General features: G+C 64.2%; 16 protein-coding genes. 11 read left to right on the top strand and 5 right to left on the bottom strand.

Annotation, left to right across the window (positions count from 1 at the left end; translation table 11 throughout):
• Positions 1-34: 34 nt before the first annotated feature.
• Together ACZ1JX_RS11975 and ACZ1JX_RS11970 are read right to left on the bottom strand one after the other, a co-directional pair.
• Positions 35-955: an SDR family NAD(P)-dependent oxidoreductase gene (locus ACZ1JX_RS11975; protein WP_465123771.1), complete on the bottom strand. Its 921-nt coding sequence runs from the start codon at positions 953-955 to the stop codon at positions 35-37.
• Positions 952-1872, bottom strand: a complete 921-nt coding sequence (locus ACZ1JX_RS11970; RefSeq protein ID WP_465123770.1) for an SDR family NAD(P)-dependent oxidoreductase — start codon at positions 1870-1872, stop codon at positions 952-954. The genes ACZ1JX_RS11975 and ACZ1JX_RS11970 overlap by 4 nt, the downstream gene beginning before the upstream one ends.
• A 159-nt stretch (positions 1873-2031) precedes the next feature.
• Here ACZ1JX_RS11970 and ACZ1JX_RS11965 point away from each other — a divergent pair, with 159 nt between their 5' ends.
• The 5 genes from ACZ1JX_RS11965 to ACZ1JX_RS11945 all read left to right on the top strand — a co-directional run bounded on the left by ACZ1JX_RS11965 (position 2032) and on the right by ACZ1JX_RS11945 (position 8674).
• Positions 2032-3435: an MFS transporter gene (locus tag ACZ1JX_RS11965; protein WP_465123769.1), complete on the top strand. Its 1404-nt coding sequence runs from the start codon at positions 2032-2034 to the stop codon at positions 3433-3435.
• 72 nt (positions 3436-3507) lie between these two features.
• Positions 3508-4248: a nuclear transport factor 2 family protein gene (locus tag ACZ1JX_RS11960; protein ID WP_465123768.1), complete on the top strand. Its 741-nt coding sequence runs from the start codon at positions 3508-3510 to the stop codon at positions 4246-4248.
• Positions 4249-4305: 57 nt separating this feature from the next.
• Positions 4306-5736 carry an NAD-dependent succinate-semialdehyde dehydrogenase gene (locus ACZ1JX_RS11955; protein WP_465123767.1) on the top strand — a complete coding sequence of 477 codons (1431 nt, stop codon included), beginning with the start codon at positions 4306-4308 and terminating at the stop codon, positions 5734-5736.
• Between the two features lie 98 nt (positions 5737-5834).
• Complete coding sequence (locus ACZ1JX_RS11950) at positions 5835-6890, top strand: amidohydrolase family protein (RefSeq protein WP_465123766.1); 1056 nt, start codon at positions 5835-5837, stop codon at positions 6888-6890.
• Between the two features lie 188 nt (positions 6891-7078).
• The gene (locus tag ACZ1JX_RS11945) at positions 7079-8674 is read left to right on the top strand and encodes an MFS transporter (protein WP_465123765.1); all 1596 of its coding nucleotides are present in this window, start codon (positions 7079-7081) and stop codon (positions 8672-8674) included.
• 99 nt (positions 8675-8773) lie between these two features.
• Here the strand turns inward: ACZ1JX_RS11945 and ACZ1JX_RS11940 are convergent, their stop codons facing one another.
• Entirely contained in the window at positions 8774-9235 is a 462-nt protein-coding gene (locus ACZ1JX_RS11940; protein WP_465123764.1) for a DUF3237 domain-containing protein, read from the bottom strand.
• Complete coding sequence (locus tag ACZ1JX_RS11935; RefSeq protein WP_465123763.1) at positions 9232-10716, bottom strand: carotenoid oxygenase family protein; 1485 nt, start codon at positions 10714-10716, stop codon at positions 9232-9234. The genes ACZ1JX_RS11940 and ACZ1JX_RS11935 overlap by 4 nt, the downstream gene beginning before the upstream one ends.
• 68 nt (positions 10717-10784) lie before the next feature.
• On the opposite strand from ACZ1JX_RS11935, the gene ACZ1JX_RS11930 reads away from it, so the two are divergent.
• From ACZ1JX_RS11930 to ACZ1JX_RS11915, 4 genes are all read left to right on the top strand, one after another.
• Positions 10785-11258 carry a MarR family winged helix-turn-helix transcriptional regulator gene (locus tag ACZ1JX_RS11930; protein ID WP_465123762.1) on the top strand — a complete coding sequence of 158 codons (474 nt, stop codon included), beginning with the start codon at positions 10785-10787 and terminating at the stop codon, positions 11256-11258.
• Between the two features lie 46 nt (positions 11259-11304).
• On the top strand, positions 11305-12642 hold the full coding sequence (locus ACZ1JX_RS11925) for an MFS transporter (protein ID WP_465123761.1): 1338 nt from the start codon (positions 11305-11307) through the stop codon (positions 12640-12642).
• Between the two features lie 39 nt (positions 12643-12681).
• A complete protein-coding gene (locus tag ACZ1JX_RS11920; RefSeq protein ID WP_465123760.1) occupies positions 12682-13932 on the top strand; it encodes a dipeptidase in 1251 nt (416 codons plus the stop codon).
• Positions 13933-14025: 93 nt separating this feature from the next.
• Positions 14026-14406 carry a VOC family protein gene (locus tag ACZ1JX_RS11915; protein WP_465123759.1) on the top strand — a complete coding sequence of 127 codons (381 nt, stop codon included), beginning with the start codon at positions 14026-14028 and terminating at the stop codon, positions 14404-14406.
• A gap of 114 nt (positions 14407-14520) precedes the next feature.
• On the opposite strand, the gene ACZ1JX_RS11910 is transcribed toward ACZ1JX_RS11915, so the two are convergent.
• Complete coding sequence (locus ACZ1JX_RS11910) at positions 14521-15930, bottom strand: helix-turn-helix domain-containing protein (protein ID WP_465123758.1); 1410 nt, start codon at positions 15928-15930, stop codon at positions 14521-14523.
• A gap of 213 nt (positions 15931-16143) precedes the next feature.
• Between ACZ1JX_RS11910 and ACZ1JX_RS11905 the strand changes: the two genes are divergently transcribed.
• Positions 16144-17670 (top strand): acyl-CoA carboxylase subunit beta, encoded by a 1527-nt coding sequence (locus tag ACZ1JX_RS11905; RefSeq protein WP_465123757.1) that lies wholly within the window; start codon positions 16144-16146, stop codon positions 17668-17670.
• Between the two features lie 27 nt (positions 17671-17697).
• Complete coding sequence (locus tag ACZ1JX_RS11900; RefSeq protein WP_465123756.1) at positions 17698-18876, top strand: acetyl-CoA C-acyltransferase family protein; 1179 nt, start codon at positions 17698-17700, stop codon at positions 18874-18876.
• Position 18877 lies beyond the last annotated feature (1 nt).

Raw genomic sequence — 18877 nt, 5'->3', positions numbered from 1 at the left:
GGGAGGGGGCAGGGGTGGGCACAAACGCAGCCCCTCAAAAATCCGCCGCCCTTGACTGCCGTCGCGCCTCGGCAAAGCTGTCCGCCCGGAACTTCTCGAAGGCCACGCGCCGGTCGAAGCCGGGGTCCTTCGGGTAGTCCTGATACTCGGCGATGATCTCGTCGAAGATCTCGCGCATTTCCTGCTTGTGGTCGGGGTGCGAGAAGATGTGCAGGCGGTTGGCCTTCATCGCCTCGATCACCCGGGCGCCGATCACGTCGGGCTCCATGCCGAATTCGTGCAGCCCCTGCAGCCGCTCCACCGCGCTTGGATCGACCGGCTTCATCGCCCCCTTCAAGGCATCGGGCCGCACGTCGTCGCTGGCATAGATGTAGCTCTTCACCAGGCCGGGGCAGAGCACCGAGACGCCGATCTCGTACTTCAGCAGCGAATAGTGCAGCGATTCCGAAAGCCCGCGCACCGCGAACTTGGTGGTGTTGTAGATGCCGGGGCTGCCCGCAGCGAGGAAGGCCGCCATCGAGGCGGTGTTGACCACGTGCCCGCCCTTCTGCTCGCCCGCCTTCACGCGCTCGACCATGCGCGGAACGAACGTCATCACCCCGTTGATCACACCGTGGAGGTTGACGCCCATCAGCCAGTCCCAGTCGTCATAGGAGCTTTCCTCGATCGGCTGGAACAGGTTCACGCCCGCATTGTTGCACAGGATCGAAACCGGGCCAAACTGGGCTTCCACCTCGTCCGCCGCCGCCTTGAAACCATCGCGGCTGGCCACGTCGAGCTGCACGCCCATCACTTCCCGATTGTCGAGTGATGCCAAGGCCTTGTCGATCGAATCCTGCCGGATATCGGCAATGGCGACCTTGCAGCCTTCATTGAGCAACTGGCGGACCAGTCCGATGCCCACCCCATTCGCGCCCCCGGTGACGAAGGCGGTGCGTCCCGCGAAGTCCTTCATGCGCCGCGCGCCTCTTTCAGCTTGTTCTGCCGGGCGATCTCCTCGGTGATCGCAGGGTTGCGAAACAGCATGGCGAAAGTCTGCTTGTACTCCGGGTTCTCGGGCAGATGCGTCTGCACCGCTGCTGTTGTGGCAAGCCCGCGCTCCTCCACGCCGGTCAGGAATTCGGAGTGGGTAAGGATATAGAGCTCGTCGTTGAGGATGCCTTCCAGCACGCGCTGCCCGACCTGCTCCTTGGTCTGGTAGAGGTGCATGAAGTTGCCGCCCGATGCGCGGCGCTTGTCGGCCTCGGCATAGCCGGTGTCGGCAAGGTCTGCAGGCCGGGTCTTGGCAGCATCGGCAATGTTCGATTGCACTGCGCCGGGGCAAAAGGCGCTGCAGATCACGCCGCGCGGTTCGAGTTCTGGGCGCATGCATTCCATCATAGAAGTGACCGCCGCCTTGCCCGAGGAATAGATCGTGGTCATTCCCACCGGCACCAGCGCGCTCATCGATGCGGTGCACACGATGTGCCCGCCTTCGCCGTGCGCCAAGATGCGCGGCAGCATGGTGACGATGCCGTTGATCGTGCCGCCAACGTTCACGCCCATGACCCAGTCCCAATCGGCAAAGGTCGCAAGCTCGGTTGGCCCGACCACGGCGACGCCTGCGTTGTTCACGAGTATGTGAATCTTGCCGAACTTCGCCTCGACCGCATCGGCCACAGCTGCAAACTGCTCGCGGTTGGTCACGTCGAGCTTGACCGCCAGCACGCGGTCGCCGCCCGCCAGCTCCTCGACCGCGGAATCGAGGTGATCCTGCCGGATGTCGGCGATGGTCACGTTCATCCCTGCGCCCAGCAGCGCCTTGGCGATGCCAAGACCGATGCCGCTGGCGCCGCCCGTCACGAAAGCCGTCTTGCCCGGCAGGTTCTGCATTTGCCTCTCCATTCTTGCCTGTTCGTCATCCCTTGAACGGGAGCGGGAATCATTTTTCGCCTTTTGTATTCACCAGCAGAGAATTGTATGCAAGACTAACAATATCGCCGCTTCGAAAAGGTCCGTCAAAGGGCAGGGCGCGGCAGGAGAGGAGAAGTCATGGCAGGTGTCGTCGCGCCAGCGGAACTGGCCGCAAATCCCGATCGGATCGCCGTGCAGGAGCGTGAATCCCACCCGGCGGGCGCCGCCTATTGGGCGCTGACCGTTATCATCCTCGCCACCTTCCTGACCTTCTTCGATGCCGTGACCTTCGGCATGCTGGCCGAGCGGATCAAGCACGATTTCGGCCTCACCGATTCGCAGCTGGGCTTCCTTGCAGGGCCGGCCAGCATCATCTGCTACCTCTTCGTCGGCATTCCCCTGGCGCGCCTAGCGGACATCTATCCGCGCAAGTACGTGCTGGGGGCAGGGTCGGCGCTGGTCGGCGTGATCATCTCGGCGGGCGGCCTTGCGCAGAGCTTCGGCCAGTTCGTCGGCAGCCGCGTGTTTCTGGCGGCTGGTGGCTCCGCCCACGCGCCATCGTCCTATTCGCTGCTCGCCGATGCTTTTCCGCCCAAGAAGCTGACGCGCGCCTTCGCCCTGCTGCAGTTCGGCTTCATCGGCGGCACCACGCTCGGACCACTGATCGGCGGCATGCTGGTGATGATGACTGCGTCCTGGGGACCGACGCACCTCGGGCCGCTGACGATCCTCGGCTGGCAGTGGATTCTCGTGTTCATGGGAATCCCCTCGCTGCTGGTCGGCCTGCTGTTCCTCACCGTGAAGGAGCCGCCGCGCCTCGCGCCTGCTGCTGATGGCCCGCAAGTGCCCAAGGACGCATCGTTCGGCCGCAAGGTGCTGACCTTCATGGGCCTCGATGCCTTCCGCGCGATCAACGCCAAGCCGCGCGTCTATTACCCGCTGTTCGGAGCCCTCGCACTCAGCGCCATCGAAACCTTCGGCCTGCAGTTCTGGCGCGTGCCGTTCATGGTCCGCACGTTCGGCTGGAACGAGGGGCAGATCGGCGCGGCGCTTGGCGGCACGATCCTCGTCGCCTCGCTTTCGGGCCTCTTGCTCGGCGGTATCTTCGTCGAATGGCTGGCCAAGCGCTACAAGGACGCCAACGTCCGCGCCGCAACATGCTGCGCCGCCGGTGTCACCGTCTGTACGATCACCGCCATCCTGATGCCCACGGCGTGGGGTTCGCTGATCATGTTCGGCTTCTCGGGCATGTTCGGCATAGCAGGGGCCGTGCCGCAGAACGCCGCCGTCCAGCGCGTCGCTCCCAATGACATGCGCGGGCAGGTCACCGCCTTCTACCTGTTCATGTTCACCTTCTTCGGCGCGATGGGCAGCTACGTCGTCGGCAAGGTGCAGGATGTGCTGATCGGTGATCCCACGCAGCTTTGGAAAGCGATGCTGATCACCGCCAGCGTGCTCATGCCGCTCGCCACCTTCCTCATGTTCCGGGCGATCAAGCCCTATCGCGAGGAAGTTGAACGGCTTGAAGCGGAGGGGCGTTGACAGCGTCGTTCGACTTGGTCAGATTGTTAGTAAGACTTACAAATAAATTGGCAAAATACATGGGAGTTGAACGTGTCCGATAGCAGCCAGATTGCCGCGCTCGAAAGCCGCCTTGCCGATCTCGAAAAGCGCCTCACCGTCCGCGAGGACGAGCTTGATATCCGCAAGCTGCAGCACCTCTACGGCTACCTGATCGACAAGTGCATGTATAACGAGACGGTGGACCTGTTCACCGACGACGGCGAAGTGCGTTTCTTCGGCGGCGTCTGGAAGGGCAAGGAAGGCGTGCGCCGCCTCTACGTCGAACGCTTCCAGAAGCGCTTCACATACGGCAACAACGGCCCGATCGACGGCTTCCTGCTCGATCACCCGCAGCTGCAGGACATCATCAACGTCCAGCCCGGCGGCGAAATCGCCTTTGGTCGCGCCCGCTCGATGATGCAGGCAGGGCGCCACAAAGACTACGAAGGCGATGCCCCGCACCTCAAGGCGCGCCAGTGGTGGGAAGGCGGCATCTACGAGAACACCTACAAGAAGGTGGACGGCGTGTGGCGGATGCACATCCTCAACTACATGCCGATCTGGCATGCCGATTTCGAACACGGCTGGGCCCACACCCCGCACGAATACGTGCCGTTCCCCAAGGTCACCTATCCCGAAGATCCGACCGGCCCGGACGAGCTGATCAAGGACCACTGGCTGTGGCCCACGCACAAGCTCAACGCCTTCCACATGAAGCACCCGGTGACGGGCGAGGAAATGGTCGCCCAGCGCTGGCAGGGCGACATCGACCGCGAGAACGCGCGCGGCTAAACGAATGCTGGCGGGAGCCACTTCCTCCCGGCTCCCGTCGGCAGCACTGGAATGAAAATGACCACCTATCCCACGCTTCACATGATCATCGACGGCGAGCGCGTGAGCGGCGCAGGCCGGCGCACCCACGCCGTCGTCAATCCCGCCACGGGCGAGACCATTGGCGAACTGCCGCTGGCCGAAGCCGCCGATCTCGACCGCGCGCTCGAAGTCGCGGCGAAGGGCTTCCGCATCTGGCGGACCAGCACGCCACAGCAGCGCGCCGCCGTGCTGCAAGGCGCAGCGCGCCTGATGATGGAGCGGCAGGAGGATCTCGCCCGCATCGCCACGATGGAAGAGGGCAAGACCCTGCCTGAGGCGCGCATCGAAGTCCTGATGAACGTCGGCCTGTTCAACTTCTACGCGGGCGAAGTCTTCCGCATCTATGGCCGCACGCTCGTCCGCCCCGCCGGACAACGCAGCACCATCACGCACGAACCGGTCGGCCCCGTCGCCGCCTTTGCGCCATGGAACTTCCCGCTCGGCAATCCGGGACGCAAGCTTGGCGCGCCCATCGCCGCCGGATGCTCGGTCATCCTCAAGGCAGCGGAGGAAACGCCCGCCTCGGCGCTTGGCGTGCTCCAGTGCCTGCTCGATGCCGGGCTGCCAAAGGAAGTCGCGCAAGCCGTGTTCGGCGTGCCCGATGAAGTTAGCCGCCACCTGCTTGGCTTGCCCGTCATCCGCAAGCTGTCGTTCACCGGCTCGACCGTCGTCGGCAAGCACCTCATGCGCCTTGCCGCCGACAACATGCTGCGCACCACGATGGAACTGGGCGGCCACGGCCCGGTATTGATCTTCGGCGATGCCGATATCGACAAGGCCCTCGATACGATGGCCGCGTCGAAGTACCGCAATGCAGGCCAGGTCTGCGTCTCGCCCACCCGCTTCATCGTCGAGGAAAACGTCTTCGAACGCTTCCGCGATGGCTTTGCCGAGCGCGTGGGCCGGATCAAGGTCGGCAACGGTCTGGAAGACGGCTCGCAGATGGGCCCGATGGCCAACCTCCGCCGTCCCGAGGCGATGGACCGCCTGATCGGCGATGCCGTCACGCGCGGCGCACGCCTCCACACCGGCGGTGAGCGCATCGGCAACGCCGGGTACTTCTACGCCCCCACAGTCCTGTCCGAAGTCCCGCTCGATGCCTCGATCATGAACGAGGAGCCCTTCGGCCCCGTCGCCCTGATCAACCCCTTCACCGGCGAAGAGGCGATGATCGCCGAGGCCAACCGCCTGCCTTATGGTCTTGCCGCCTACGCCTGGACCGACAGTGCTGCCCGCCAGAAACGCCTAGCGCACGAGATCGAGACCGGCATGCTTGGCCTCAACTCGACAATGATCGGCGGCGCGGACTCTCCGTTCGGCGGCGTCAAGTGGTCCGGCCACGGCGCCGAAGACGGCCCCGAAGGCGTCCTCGCCTGCATGGTCACCAAGGCCGTGCACGAGGGCTGAATTTCATTCCTCCCCGGGACGGGGAGGGGGACCATGCGAAGCATGGGGGAGGGGCACCTTCCGCAAGCGCTAGGTATGTGGCGAGGATCGGAGAGAAAATGACGCAAGAACTGAAAACTGGCGGGAGCCAAGGCTACCTGCGCATCGCCACCGAGGAAGCCTTCGCCACACGCGAGATCATCGACGTCTACTTGCGCATGATCCGCGATGGCACTGCCGACAAGGGCATGGTTTCGCTCTGGGGCTTCTACGCGCAATCGCCCTCTGAACGCGCCACCCAGATCCTCGAGCGCCTGCTTGACCTCGGCGATCGCCGCATCGCCGACATGGATGCGACCGGCATCGACAAGGCAATCCTCGCGCTGACCTCGCCCGGGGTCCAACCACTGCTCGACGTCGAGGAAGCGAAAACCCTCGCCACCCGCGCCAACGACACACTCGCCGCCGCCTGCGAAAAGCATCCGGATCGCTACATCGGCATGGGCACCGTGGCCCCGCAGGATCCCGAATGGTCGGCCCGTGAAATCCATCGCGGCGCCAGGGAACTGGGCTTCAAGGGCATCCAGATCAACAGCCACACGCAAGGCCGCTATCTCGACGAGGAATTCTTCGACCCGATCTTCCGCGCCCTCGTCGAGGTTGACCAGCCGCTCTACATCCACCCCGCCACTTCGCCGGATTCGATGATCGGCCCGATGCTCGATGCCGGGCTCGATGGCGCGATCTTCGGCTTCGGCGTCGAGACGGGCATGCACCTGCTGCGCCTCATCACCATCGGCATCTTCGACAAGTACCCCAGCTTGCAGATCATGGTCGGCCACATGGGCGAGGCGCTGCCCTACTGGCTCTACCGCCTTGATTACATGCACCAGGCCGGCGTCCGCTCGCAGCGCTACGAGCGCATGAAGCCGCTGAAGAAGACCATCGCCGAATATCTCCAGACCAACGTCCTGGTCACCAATTCGGGCGTGGCGTGGGAACCGGCGATCAAGTTCTGCCAGCAGGTCATGGGTGAGGACCGCGTGATGTACGCGATGGACTACCCCTACCAGTACGTCGCGCAGGAAGTCCGCGACTTGGATGCAATGGACATGAGTGCCGAAACCAAGAAGAAGTTCTTCCAGACGAACGCGGAGAAGTGGTTCAAGCTGTAGGAATCACCGCTGCGTCCCCGCGAAAGCGGGGACCTCGGTGGTGTTACGGAACGCGTCTTAGACCGACTGAGGCCCCCGCCTTCGCGGGGGAGCAGGAATTTATGACGGACTTTCATCCCCCCTCCCGCAGGCGGGAGGGGCTGGGGGTGGGCATTCCGAGGTAGCGAAAAAGAACGACGGGAGAGCCAATGACCATAGAACCGCGCCGCACGCCCCCAAGTGCGAAATTGGCCCCCGGCGCATGGTACGCGCTCGTCCTCGTCGCGCTGACCAATGCGATGAGCCTGCTCGATCGCCAGATCCTCGCGATCCTCGCGCCTGCGATCAAGAAGGATCTGGCCATCGGCGATGCCGAGATGGGCCTGCTCTACGGCACCGTCTTTGCCCTGTTCTACGCGCTGTTCTCGCTGCCGGTGGGCCGCCTGGCCGACGGCTGGATACGCACCCGTCTGCTGGCGATAAGCCTGCTGTTCTGGTCCGCCGCCACCGGCCTGGCGGGGTTTGCCTCGAGCTTCTCGATGCTCGCCCTCTCACGCCTCGGCGTCGGCATCGGCGAGGCGGCAACGTCGCCTGCAGGCACCTCGCTGCTCTATGACTTCTGGCCCAAGCATCGGCGCGGCTTCGTCATGTCGGTCATGGCCTCGGCTATCGCGCTGGGCCTTGGCGGATCGCTGGTGCTGGGCGGCGTGGCGGCAGGCTGGTGGGACGCACACCATGCCGCAGGTGGCCTCAAGGGCTGGCAGTTCGCCTTCCTCGTCGCCGCCACCCCCGGCTTCGTCCTCGCCGCGTTCCTGTGGACGCTGAAGGAGCCGGTCCGCGGCCAGATGGACGGCATCGAAACCGCGCCCGAAGCCAACCCCTTCCGCAAAAGCCTTGCCCTGCTCGGCTCGGTCACCCCCGGTTTCCACTGGATCGGCATGAAGGGCAGGGGCGCCAGCCCCGCGATGGTGCGCGGTAATCTGCTGGCCCTCGCTCTGATCGCCACTGCCGCTTACGCGCTCACACAGCTCAGCAACGCGATCAGCCCCAAGCCCGCGATGGTTCTGGGCGGCCTGTCGATCAATCCCCACGCCCTGCAATGGAGCGTGATCGGCCTCGGCGTCTTCGTCATCGTCAACCTGATGCAGGGCATGAAGCTGGGCGATGCCCAGGCCTTCCGCGTCATCTCGCGCTCGCCCACTGTGATGATGTGCATGGCGGTCGGCACGCTGCAGTCGGTGCTGAACTACGGCATGATGGCCTTCAACCCCAGCTTCCTGATCCGCAGCTACGGGTTGACGATGCAGGAGACCGCGCTGCAGTTCGGCTTGCTCTCGGCTGGTATGGGCATCATCGGCCCGCTCGTCTGGGGCCCGCTGTCCGACTGGCTGCAACAGCGCTTCCCCGGAGCAGGGCGCGCATGGGTGGCGCTCTTTGCCATGGGCATCTCGCCGATCATGTCGTTCTGGGTCTACTACGCCGCCGATCCCGGCAGCTTCTACGCCCGCTTCCTGATCTACAGCTTCATCCTCACCGGCTGGCTGCCCCCGCTCTATGCGATCATGTACGATCAGGTCCTGCCGCGCATGCGAGGCCTCACCTCCAGCCTCTACCTGCTGGTCATGACCATCCTCGGCATGGGCATCGGCCCCTACGTGGTGGGCCTCCTGTCCGACGCCACCGGCTCCCTGCGCACGGCGATGCTCTCGATCAACACCGTGGCGATCCCGATCGTGGTGCTGATGCTGATCATCGCCAAGCGCGCCGAGCGGGACGAGGCGGCATTGCTGGAGCGGGCTGCCTAGCATATCTGCGCCCCCGCAAAGGCGGGGGCCTCGTTGTTGTTGCGGAACGTGAGCGCAAACCGATGGAGACCCCCGCTTTCGCGGGGGTGCAAGGTTCGCTCAAGTCACCCGCCAGACCCACAGCTTGATCCCCAGCGGATAGCGCGCGCCCGAGCAAACGAAGATCGACCGGTTCATCCAGTCATACTTCCCCTTGGGCGCGATGAATTCCGGCACCGTGCGGAAGTAGTATTCCGCAGGATCGACCTCCTGCCCCGAAGCCAGCCGCTGCATGACCTCGGGAGGCCCGTGCCGCAGCCCGCGGTTGCGGATCTGGATCACCACCCCGTCATCGGTCTCCAGCGCATAGATCGCATCGGCCACGGTCACCCCGTCGGGCCGCGTCACCTGCCAGTCCGCCGCATTGCCGATCAGCCTGCCTTGGATCAGCGGCCCCTCGACACGCCCGCCGCCGACAATCGGAATGATCCGCCGCGTCCCGTCAAAAGTCTCGCCAATCGCCACCGGCGGCTCAAGTTCGCCCGTGGCCTCATAGACGAACTCGAGCCCAGGCTGGATCATGCCGCCAGGTCCTTTTCCAGCAGCCCGATCTCATCCGCGTTGGCCCAGTTGCCGTGCAGGCCGAAGCGCAGGCGGATGGGGATATTGACTGTCGCGACCGGGCCTTTCTCGATGTCGAGCGCGTCGAAGATCAGCAGGTCGCTGCGGTGATCTTCCAGCCGGTTGCACACCTGCACGATCCAGCCATCGCCTTCGGGGGCATCCTTGGAGCGCGGCACGAAGCACGGCTCCTGAAGGCTCGACACCGGCCCGCACCACCAGTGCTGCTCGCGGCCCGTCTCGAAGTCCTTATGGAACAGGCAGTTCATCAGCAGCCCGCCCGCGCTGCCGCCACGCAGCTCCACCGGGCGCTTTACGTCCATCTCGAGGAACCAGCCGTAGCGGGTTTTCTGTCCGGTAAAGCGGTCGTCAATACGCGGAAATTCGCCCATCGTGTCCGATAGCTTTACGATCTCGGCAAAGTCTTCGCCGTTGCTGGCCATGTCCACCACCCAGTCGGTCGGGTAGCTCATCGCTTCCATGCCGTTGAACGGCGCACCGTGCACGTCGGGGAAGAACGGGAACATGTTGTTCTTCGCCTCGCAGGTCACGAAGTGGACCTTGGTTCCCTCCTGCCAGGCGTTGAGTACGTGGCTGGCAAAGCAGTTGTCACGGGTGAACCAGCGGATGTCCTCCTGACGCACCCCGTCGCGGCGCGGGATGATGCCAAGGTGCACCGGCTTGGTCGTGTCGAAGCCGAAGTGCGGCATGCCCTTTTCCAGCCGCTCCCAGCTGCCGATCGAAGGCACGATGTGCAGCACGAGGTAATCCTCGGTAATGCCGAAATCGTGCATCATGCAGTAGTAGGGCACCTTGAACCACACCTCGCGGATCAGCTCGCCTGTCGGGCTCACTTCCATGTAGGTCACGTCGTCGGTGCACAGTCCGCTCGCGGCATAGCCGATGGCGACCATGTTGCCGGTCACAGGGTCGACCTTGGGATGCGCGGTGAAGGTCTGGCCGGTCATCTTGCCGCCGAACTTCTCGAACCCGAAAGTCTCCATCGTCGCCGGGTCCATGACGAGGGCAGGGGAATCTTCCTTCATCGCCCAGAGCTTGCCGCCGAAGATGAAGGCATTGGTATTGGCGGTGGATCGGATCTCGCCCTTCACCGCGTCATCGTCGGTCAGCGGATTGCGATAGGCGCCGAAAAGGGCCTTTCCGGCGGCGTTTTCCAGCTTCCACTTGTCGGTCTTCGCCCAGCGCTGGCGGAAGTCCACCTGGCCGTCGTGGATGTGGAATCGGGTGATCATGCCGTCGCCATTGAAGGCGATGTCATCGGCCAGGCGCGGAGGAAACTGCGGGTCGGGCTGGACGCGATAGAATGCGCCGTTTAATCCTTGCGGAATCGTGCCCTCGTGCGCGAGGTCGGCAATGTCCGCCTCAATCCGCGATGGCGTGTTGAATCCCGTGAAGCTGGGGGTGTTCGGAAATTGAGCCATGGCATCCTCCTCGCGATATTGTATGTATTGCTAACAATTAGACAAGCGCATTCGTTGGGGGCAGGGCATTGATCAAGGACAAATTCGCCGACGCCATCGCGCCCGTCGGCCACACCGATGAGGATGACGTCGGCGCGATCAACGACATTCTCGGATTCCACATCCGCCTCGCGCACGGTGCGTGCCTTCGGCACTTCACCGAAACCTTCACCGATCTCGATCTCACGCAGAAGCAGGTCTCGGTGCTCTGGCTGGTCGACGATCATCCCGGCATCGCGCAGACCGATCTGGCGCAGCGCCTGCGCATGGACCGGGCCACGACGATGGCGATCATCAACCGCTTGCAGGCCAAGCACTTCCTGCGCCGGGACCGGTCGCCCAAGGACGGGCGCAAGCAGGCGCTGTTCCTTGAACCGCAGGGCGTCGAAATGCTCGCCCGTGCCAAGACGGCCATTGGCGAGCACGAAGCCTGGGTGAAAAGCCGCTTCACCGACAAGGAAGTGCGGCAGCTCATCGAACTGCTTTCCAGAATCCACGAATAAGTTATATCAGATAGCAATAAGCGTAACTGGAGAGGAATCGGGCCGCATGTCACAAACTCCGCGCGAGGTGATCGAGCAGACGCCAATGGGCGTTCGCCAGTGGATCGTGGTGGTCCTGATGGTGCTGTTGAACGCGCTTGACGGGTTTGACGTGCTGTCGAGCGCCTTTGCCGCGCCGGGGATCACCGCCGATTGGGGCATCGCTCGCCCGGCGCTGGGCGTGGTGCTTTCGGCCGAACTGATCGGCATGGGCTTCGGTTCGGTGCTCCTGGGCGGCGCGGCAGACCGATATGGCCGCAAGTTTACAATGCTTTTCTGTCTCGTGCTGATGGCGATCGGCATGTATCTGGCAAGCATCGCGGCGGCGGTTGAGCCGATGGTTGCCTACCGGTTCCTCACCGGCATCGGCATCGGCGGGATGCTCACCACCACCAACGCGGTTGTCGCCGAAAGCACCAACAGCCGTTGGCGCTCGGTCTCCATCGCGGTTTATGTGGCGGGCTATCCGCTGGGCGCGATCGTCGGCGGAATCGTGGCATCGGAATGGCTGCTACCCACGTTCAGCTGGCACGCCGTGTTCGTGTTCGGCGCGGTGGTGACCGCAGTTCTGATCCCCATCATTCTGGTGCTGGTGCCTGAAACGGCGGCCTATCTGGCGACGAAGCGCAATCTCGCGGGCGTGAACCGCACGCTCGCCGCTTTCGGCAAGCCTGCCATCGGCGATCTGCCGGCGATCGTGGCGAGCGCCGCCAAGCCGCGCGTAACCGATATCCTGTCCAACCCCAGACTGCGCCCGGTCACCCTGCTGTTATCGTTCGGCTACACGTTCCACTGCATCACGTTCTATTACATCCTGAAGTTTGGTGTGCAGATCGTGTCCGATTATCCGCCGGGCTATCCTCCGGCGCAAGCGGCCACGGTGCTGACATACGCAAACATCGGCGGGTTCCTGGGCAGCGCGCTTTTCGGCTTCGTGATGGCGCGGTTGGGGGTCAGGTGCCCGACCGCGCTGATGTTGCTGATCGGCGCGATGATGGTGGCATGGTTCGGCACCGGGCGGGATACGCTGAATGCGTGGCAATGGGCGACGATGATCGCTGGTTTCTTCACCAATGCGGCGATCAGCGGCTATTATGCCGCCTTTGCGCGGGGCTTCCCGGCTTATGCGCGGGCCACCGGCACAGGTTTCGCGCTGGGCGTGGGGCGGCTGGGCGCTGCGGGAAGTCCGTTGCTGGCGGGCACCCTGTTTGGCTGGTTGGGAGACGACCAGTTGCTGACGGTGTCGATCATCATGGCGATGGGCTCGGTTGTCAGCCTCGCGCTGTTTCTGATGCTGCCCGAGCGCGATGGCGACGACGTGATGTCGGAACAGCCTGCCGCATAGGATCACTTCAGGATCTTTGACCGGATCGGAGCGGACGAAATGCGCGTGACCAGAAGCCTCGTTTCGCCCCTCGTCTGCATGGCCCTGTTGTGGGGGAGTTGCGGGGGAGTTGCCGCAGAGTCCCCGCAGAGTTCGCGAGAGTTGGAGATTTCCTCTCCGCTGGTCTGGGACGGCCACAATGACGTCCCCGAGCAGCTCCGCGAACGGCGCAAGGACGTGCTGGAAGGCTTTGATTTCAACGACTCACGTGCTGCGGGCATGATGACCGACCTGCCGCGACTGAAGGTCGGAGGCGTCGGTGCGCAGTTCTGGTCGGTCTATGTCTCGGCCGATCTGCCCGAGCCGATGGCGGTCCAGGCAACGCTCGAACAGATCGACGTGATGAAGCGCCTGATCGCGCGGCACCCGGCGGAAATGCAGTTCTGCGGCGATACCGCATGCGTCGAAAAAGCGTGGAAATCAAAGAAGATAGCCTCGCTCATCGGCATGGAAGGCGGCCATTCCATCGGCGCCTCGCTGGGCGTCCTGCGCCAGATGTACAGCCTCGGTGCGCGCTACATGACGCTGACGCATTTCAGGAACAACGCCTGGGCTGACAGCGCCACCGACGCCCCGGCGCACGACGGTCTGACGCCGTTCGGAGTGCAAGTTGTCAAGGAAATGCAAAGGCTTGGCATGCTGGTGGACCTCGCCCATGTGAGCGTGGCGACGATGCGCGACGTGCTCGCGCTGGGTGGTCCGCCGCCGATCGTAAGCCATTCGAATGCAAGGGCAATCAACCACCACGCCCGCAACGTCTCGGACGAGACCCTGCGCCAGATCGGCGCGGCGGGCGGGATCGTCATGGTCAACTTCTATCCGCCCTATGTCGTTGAAGCGGCGAGACAATGGAGCGCTGCCCGCGATGCAGAGGCCGCGCGGGCCAAGGCGCTCAATCGCGGCGATCCGGAGGCTGAGAAAGCGGCGATGGCGGGGTGGGACAAGGCCAACCCGATGCCGCGCGGGAGCGTCCGCGACGTTGCCGATCATATTGATCACATTGCAAAATTGATCGGCGCGGACCACGTCGGCCTTGGCGGTGACCTCGATGGCGTCGAGGCGACGGTGCAGGGAATGGAAGACGTTTCGACCTACCCCGCGCTCTTCGCCGAACTCGCCCGGCGCGGCTGGTCGAAGGGCGATCTCGCCAGACTCGCCAGCGGCAACATGATGCGAGTGATGAAGGCGGCAGAGGTCTATGCGGCAGCCCATCGCGCTGATCCGGTTCAGGAAAGCCCGACGACGTTCTGACGTTTCATTCCGCCAGCGCATTCCCTCTCGACGCCCTCGCACGGCGCGGGTTAGATGGTTCGGTCCAATAACAATCCATACGGAGAGTCCGCCTTGTTTACCCATACCTTCCTCGGCACCAACGACATTGAAAAGTCACGCAAGTTCTACACAGCGGTGATGGAAACGCTCGGCCACACCACCGCCGTTCCGCTGCCGCACGGCACCGCATTCCCCTCGGCCAATGGCTCGCTGATCGTGGCCAGGCCCGGCAATGGCGAGCCGCACACCGTCTCGAACGGCTACACGCTGGGCTTCAAGGCTGCGGATTCCTCGGTGGTCGATGCCTGGCATGCGGCGGGCCTTGCCAATGGCGGCACTTGCGAGGGTGAGCCCGGCGTGCGCGTCAATGCGCCCGGTCAGCAGTACGGTGCTTACCTGCGCGATCCTGATGGCAACAAGATCTGCGCCTTCGCGCCCAATCCCAACGCCTGAGTGTTGAGAGGTCATGGACCCCGGCCTTCGCCGGGGTGACGGCCAAGTTATTGATGATCTGTAACTTTTTGTCGTCCCGGCGCAGGCCGGGACCCATTGCCTCTGAGCCAAGACCTACAGATCGGTAATCCCGTAAGGCACCAGATCGCGCGCGTGGGGATCGACCACGATCGCGCGGTCGCTTGGCGGGAAGGCGCGCTGGTCGCACTTGTCGCGCGGGCAGATGCGGCAGGAAATGCCGATGCGGGTGACCGCTTCGGGCCGGGCCAGATTGATCCCGTCGGCATAGATGAACTCGTCGGCCAGTGCTGCCTCGCAACCCAACGCCACGGCATAGCGGCGCGGCGGGCGGTAGTAGCTGCCCGAGGGCTTCACCAGCCCCTTGGCAATCGAGACATAGCGCACGCCATCGGGCATTTCGGCGGCCTGCACGTGGATGCGATCAGGGATCGCCACGGCCTCATGCACCACCCATAGCGGGCAGGCGCCGCCGAAGCGGGCGAACTGCAGACGGGTGGCGGAGTGGCGTTTGGTGATGTTGCCCGCCATGTCCACGCGGCAGAAAAACATCGGAATCCCGCGCGCTTGCGGGCGTTGCAGCGTCGAGAGACGGTGGCAGACCTGCTCGAAACTGGCGCCGAACAGCTGGCGCAGCTGGTCGATATCGTGGCGCAACTCGCGCGCGCGGGCCCGGAACCATTCGTAGGGCATGATCAGCGCGCCGGCCGCATAGTTGCCGAGCCCGACGGTGAGCAACTGGCGCGCGGCATCGGACTGCAGCGTCGCCTCGCTGACGATGGCGGCGATTTCCTCGCGCAGGCCCTCGGCGGCGAGCTGGTAGGCCATCTGGAAGCGGCCGGATTCGATGGGCTGGTTGGGATCGAGGGTGAGGCGGCGCGCTTCGGGATCGAACCTGCGCATCGCGCCGCCGCTGACTTGCTCCACCGCGATGCCCCGGCTTTCCAGCCATACCGCCATCTGGCCCATGGTAGGCGACATGCCGGTGCCCGAAAGGCGCACGGCAAGGCGTTCGGCGGCGCGGTCTATGCTGTCGACGTAGTTGTTGGCGTGGTGGAACCAGTCGCGCACTTCCTCCCACGGCAGGCGGCCGCCGGAAATGCTGTCCGATCCCAGCGCCTCGTCAATCGCCTCGAGCCGCTGGACCGAGCGGCGGTGCTGGTCCCACAGCCGGGCGAATGCCTGCGCGAAGGCGGGGTACTGCTCGGCCACACGCTCGACCTGATCGCCCGGCAGCATCTGGCCGAGCATCGGATCGGCGGTGGCATCGCGCAGGGCGGAGAGCACCGGTTCCACGCGGTCGGCGGCGAAATCCTGCCATTCGACCGGGAAGCTCTGCTGCAAACGGTCGGTCAGCGCCGGGGTGAGCGGGCGTTCGTCGTTCTCGATCTGCGAGAGATACGAGGCACTGATGCCGAGCAGGGTCGCCATCTCACCCTGGCGCAGCTTGCGCGCGGTGCGCAGGCCTTTGAGCTGTTCGCCTGCAAAGAGGCGGCGTCTGGCCATTTCTGTCGGTCCTGTTTTGCAAAGTGATCCTTCGCAAGTTTGCAGAATAACATTGGACTTGGCAACCGGCGTGGCGCAGTTGGTGCACCGATCCGCGATCCTTGGCCTATGGTCAGGTCGTGGGTGCGGCTCCGGTACGCGGCTCGGGGAGGAGAAGCGTACCGGAGCCCGCAGCAGATCCGGGTTCCACGGTTGAAGAGAGGGTAGCCACGCATGTCCGCCAATATTGCCGAGATGGAAAAGCGCCGTCAGGCGGCACGCATGGGTGGCGGGCAGAAGCGCATCGACGCGCAGCACGCCAAGGGCAAGCTGACCGCGCGCGAGCGCCTGAAGGTGCTGCTCGACGAAGGCAGCTTCGAAGAAGTCGACATGTACGTCGAACACAACTGCGTTGACTTCGGCATGCCCGATACGGTCATTCCCGGCGATGGCGTGGTGACCGGCTCGGGCACGATCAACGGCCGTCTGGTCTATGTGTTCAGCCAGGACTTCACCGTATTCGGCGGCTCGCTTTCGGAACGCCACGCGCAGAAGATCTGCAAGATCATGGACATGGCGCTCAAGGTCGGCGCGCCGGTGATCGGGCTCAACGATTCGGGCGGTGCGCGCATCCAGGAGGGCGTGGCATCGCTGGGCGGCTATGCCGAAGTGTTCCAGCGCAACGTGCTGGCTTCGGGCGTGGTGCCGCAGCTTTCGCTGATCATGGGGCCTTGCGCGGGCGGCGCGGTCTACAGCCCCGCGATGACCGACTTCATCTTCATGGTGAAGGACAGCTCCTACATGTTCGTCACCGGCCCCGATGTGGTGAAGACGGTGACCAACGAAGTCGTCACGCAGGAAGAGCTGGGCGGCGCGGTGACGCATACGACCAAGACTTCGGTGGCCGACCTTGCACTGGAGAACGACATCGAGGCGCTGCTGGCGGCGCGCGATTTCTTCGATTACCTGCCGCTGTCCAACCGCCACGACGTGCCCGAGCGGCCGACGTCGGACCCCTATGACCGGCTCGAGCACAGCCTCGACACCATCGTGCCAGCATCGGCCAACCAGCCCTATGACATGCACGAAGTCATCCGCAAGACGGTGGACGAGGGCGAGTTCTTCGAAGTCCAGCCCAAGCATGCGGGCAACATCATCGTCGGGTTCGGCCGCGTGGAAGGCCGTACCGTGGGCATCGTCGCCAACCAGCCGATGGTTCTGGCAGGCGTGCTCGACATCAACTCGTCGAAGAAGGCCGCGCGGTTCGTGCGCTTCTGCGATGCGTTCAACATTCCGATCGTGACCTTCGTCGACGTTCCGGGCTTCCTCCCCGGCACCGCGCAGGAGCACAACGGCATCATCAAGCACGGCGCCAAGCTGCTGTTCGCCTATGCCGAAGCCACCGTGCCCAAGATCACCGTGATCACCCGCAAGGCCTATGGCGGCGCCTACGACGTTATGGCCTCCAAGCACTTGCGCGGCGACTTGAACTACGCCTGGCCGACCGCCGAAATCGCGGTGATGGGGGCCAAGGGCGCTGTCGAGATCATCTTCCGCGGGCTTTCGGCCGAAGAGCAGGCGGTGAAGACCAAGGAATACGAGGACCGCTTCGCCAACCCGTTCGTGGCGGCGAGCAAGGGCTTCGTCGATGAAGTGATCCACCCGCATTCGACCCGCCGTCGCGTGGCTCTGGGCTTGCGCAAGCTCAAGACCAAGAGCCTCGAGAATCCGTGGAAGAAGCACGACAACATTCCGCTCTGACGAGCGCTTCAGTCTGAAAGAACTGACATGACCGACATCTACATCGTCTCGGGCGCGCGTACCGCCATTGGCTCGTTCGGTGGCGGGCTTGCCTCGCTGCGTCCGGCAGAGACGGGCGCCATCGTGATCAAGGAAGCCATTGCCCGCGCCGGGATCACGCCGGACAAGGTGCAGAACGTGGTGATCGGCACCGTCGTGCCGACGCAGCCCAAGGACGCCTATGTCAGCCGCGTGGCGGCGGTGAACGCCGGCATTCCGATCGAGGCTCCGGCCATGAACGTGAACCGACTGTGCGGGTCGGGCCTGCAGGCGATCGTCTCGGCGGCGCAGGGCATCGCACTGGGCGAGCAGGACATTGCCATCGGCGGCGGTGCGGAAAGCATGTCGAATGCGCCGCACATGGTGCTGACCGCGCGCAACGGCCAGAAGATGGGCGATCAGGTGCTGATGGACGCCATGCTTGGCGCGCTGCACGATCCGTTCGAGGGCATCCACATGGGCGTGACAGCCGAAAACGTGGCCGAGCGTCTGGACATCAGCCGCGAAGCGCAGGACGCGCTGGCGGCCGAGAGCCAGAAGCGCGCGGCTGCCGCCATCGCGGCAGGCTATTTCAAGGAACAGATCGTTCCGGTCGAGATCAAGACGCGCAAGGGCGTGACGGTGTTCGACACCGACGAGCACGTGCGTGGCGAGACCACGGTGGAATCGCTCGCAGGCCTCAAGCCGGTGTTCAAGAAGGACGGCACGGTTACGGCAGGCAACGCCTCGGGCATCAACGATGGTGCGGCGGCGATTGTGCTCGCCAGCGGCAAGGCTGTTGAAGAGCACGGGCTGAAGCCGATGGCGAAGATCCTCGGCTGGGGCCATGCGGGCGTGGAACCGAACGTGATGGGTCTGGGGCCGGTCAAGGCCGTGCCGGTGGCGCTGGCGCGGGCAGGGCTGACGCTCGACCAGATCGACATCATCGAGAGCAACGAGGCGTTTGCGGCCCAGGCATGCGGCGTGGCCAAGGAGCTGGGCTTCGATCCGGCCAAGACCAACGTCAACGGCTCGGGCATTTCGCTGGGCCACCCCATCGGCGCGACCGGTGCGATCCTGACGATCAAGACAATGTACGAACTGCACCGCACGGGCGGCAAGTATGGCCTGATCACGATGTGCATCGGCGGCGGTCAGGGCATCGCCATGGTTATCGAGAAGGTCTGAT

Source organism: Novosphingobium sp. BL-A-41-Hi4A-0G (genome assembly GCF_055521735.1).
This window is presented reverse-complemented; position numbering and strand designations above follow the sequence as displayed.

What these genes read in the sequence shown, in the direction of transcription:
- ACZ1JX_RS11910 (WP_465123758.1), bottom strand. Translation starts at nt 15,930, where the DNA reads ATGGCCAGACGCCGCCTCTTTGCAGGCGAACAGCTCAAAGGCCTGCGC.
- ACZ1JX_RS11950 (WP_465123766.1), top strand. Translation starts at nt 5,835, where the DNA reads ATGACGCAAGAACTGAAAACTGGCGGGAGCCAAGGCTACCTGCGCATC.
- ACZ1JX_RS11965 (WP_465123769.1), top strand. Translation starts at nt 2,032, where the DNA reads ATGGCAGGTGTCGTCGCGCCAGCGGAACTGGCCGCAAATCCCGATCGG.
- ACZ1JX_RS11935 (WP_465123763.1), bottom strand. Translation starts at nt 10,716, where the DNA reads ATGGCTCAATTTCCGAACACCCCCAGCTTCACGGGATTCAACACGCCA.
- ACZ1JX_RS11940 (WP_465123764.1), bottom strand. Translation starts at nt 9,235, where the DNA reads ATGATCCAGCCTGGGCTCGAGTTCGTCTATGAGGCCACGGGCGAACTT.
- ACZ1JX_RS11905 (WP_465123757.1), top strand. Translation starts at nt 16,144, where the DNA reads ATGTCCGCCAATATTGCCGAGATGGAAAAGCGCCGTCAGGCGGCACGC.
- ACZ1JX_RS11975 (WP_465123771.1), bottom strand. Translation starts at nt 955, where the DNA reads ATGAAGGACTTCGCGGGACGCACCGCCTTCGTCACCGGGGGCGCGAAT.
- ACZ1JX_RS11925 (WP_465123761.1), top strand. Translation starts at nt 11,305, where the DNA reads ATGTCACAAACTCCGCGCGAGGTGATCGAGCAGACGCCAATGGGCGTT.
- ACZ1JX_RS11945 (WP_465123765.1), top strand. Translation starts at nt 7,079, where the DNA reads ATGACCATAGAACCGCGCCGCACGCCCCCAAGTGCGAAATTGGCCCCC.
- ACZ1JX_RS11955 (WP_465123767.1), top strand. Translation starts at nt 4,306, where the DNA reads ATGACCACCTATCCCACGCTTCACATGATCATCGACGGCGAGCGCGTG.
- ACZ1JX_RS11970 (WP_465123770.1), bottom strand. Translation starts at nt 1,872, where the DNA reads ATGCAGAACCTGCCGGGCAAGACGGCTTTCGTGACGGGCGGCGCCAGC.
- ACZ1JX_RS11900 (WP_465123756.1), top strand. Translation starts at nt 17,698, where the DNA reads ATGACCGACATCTACATCGTCTCGGGCGCGCGTACCGCCATTGGCTCG.
- ACZ1JX_RS11920 (WP_465123760.1), top strand. Translation starts at nt 12,682, where the DNA reads ATGCGCGTGACCAGAAGCCTCGTTTCGCCCCTCGTCTGCATGGCCCTG.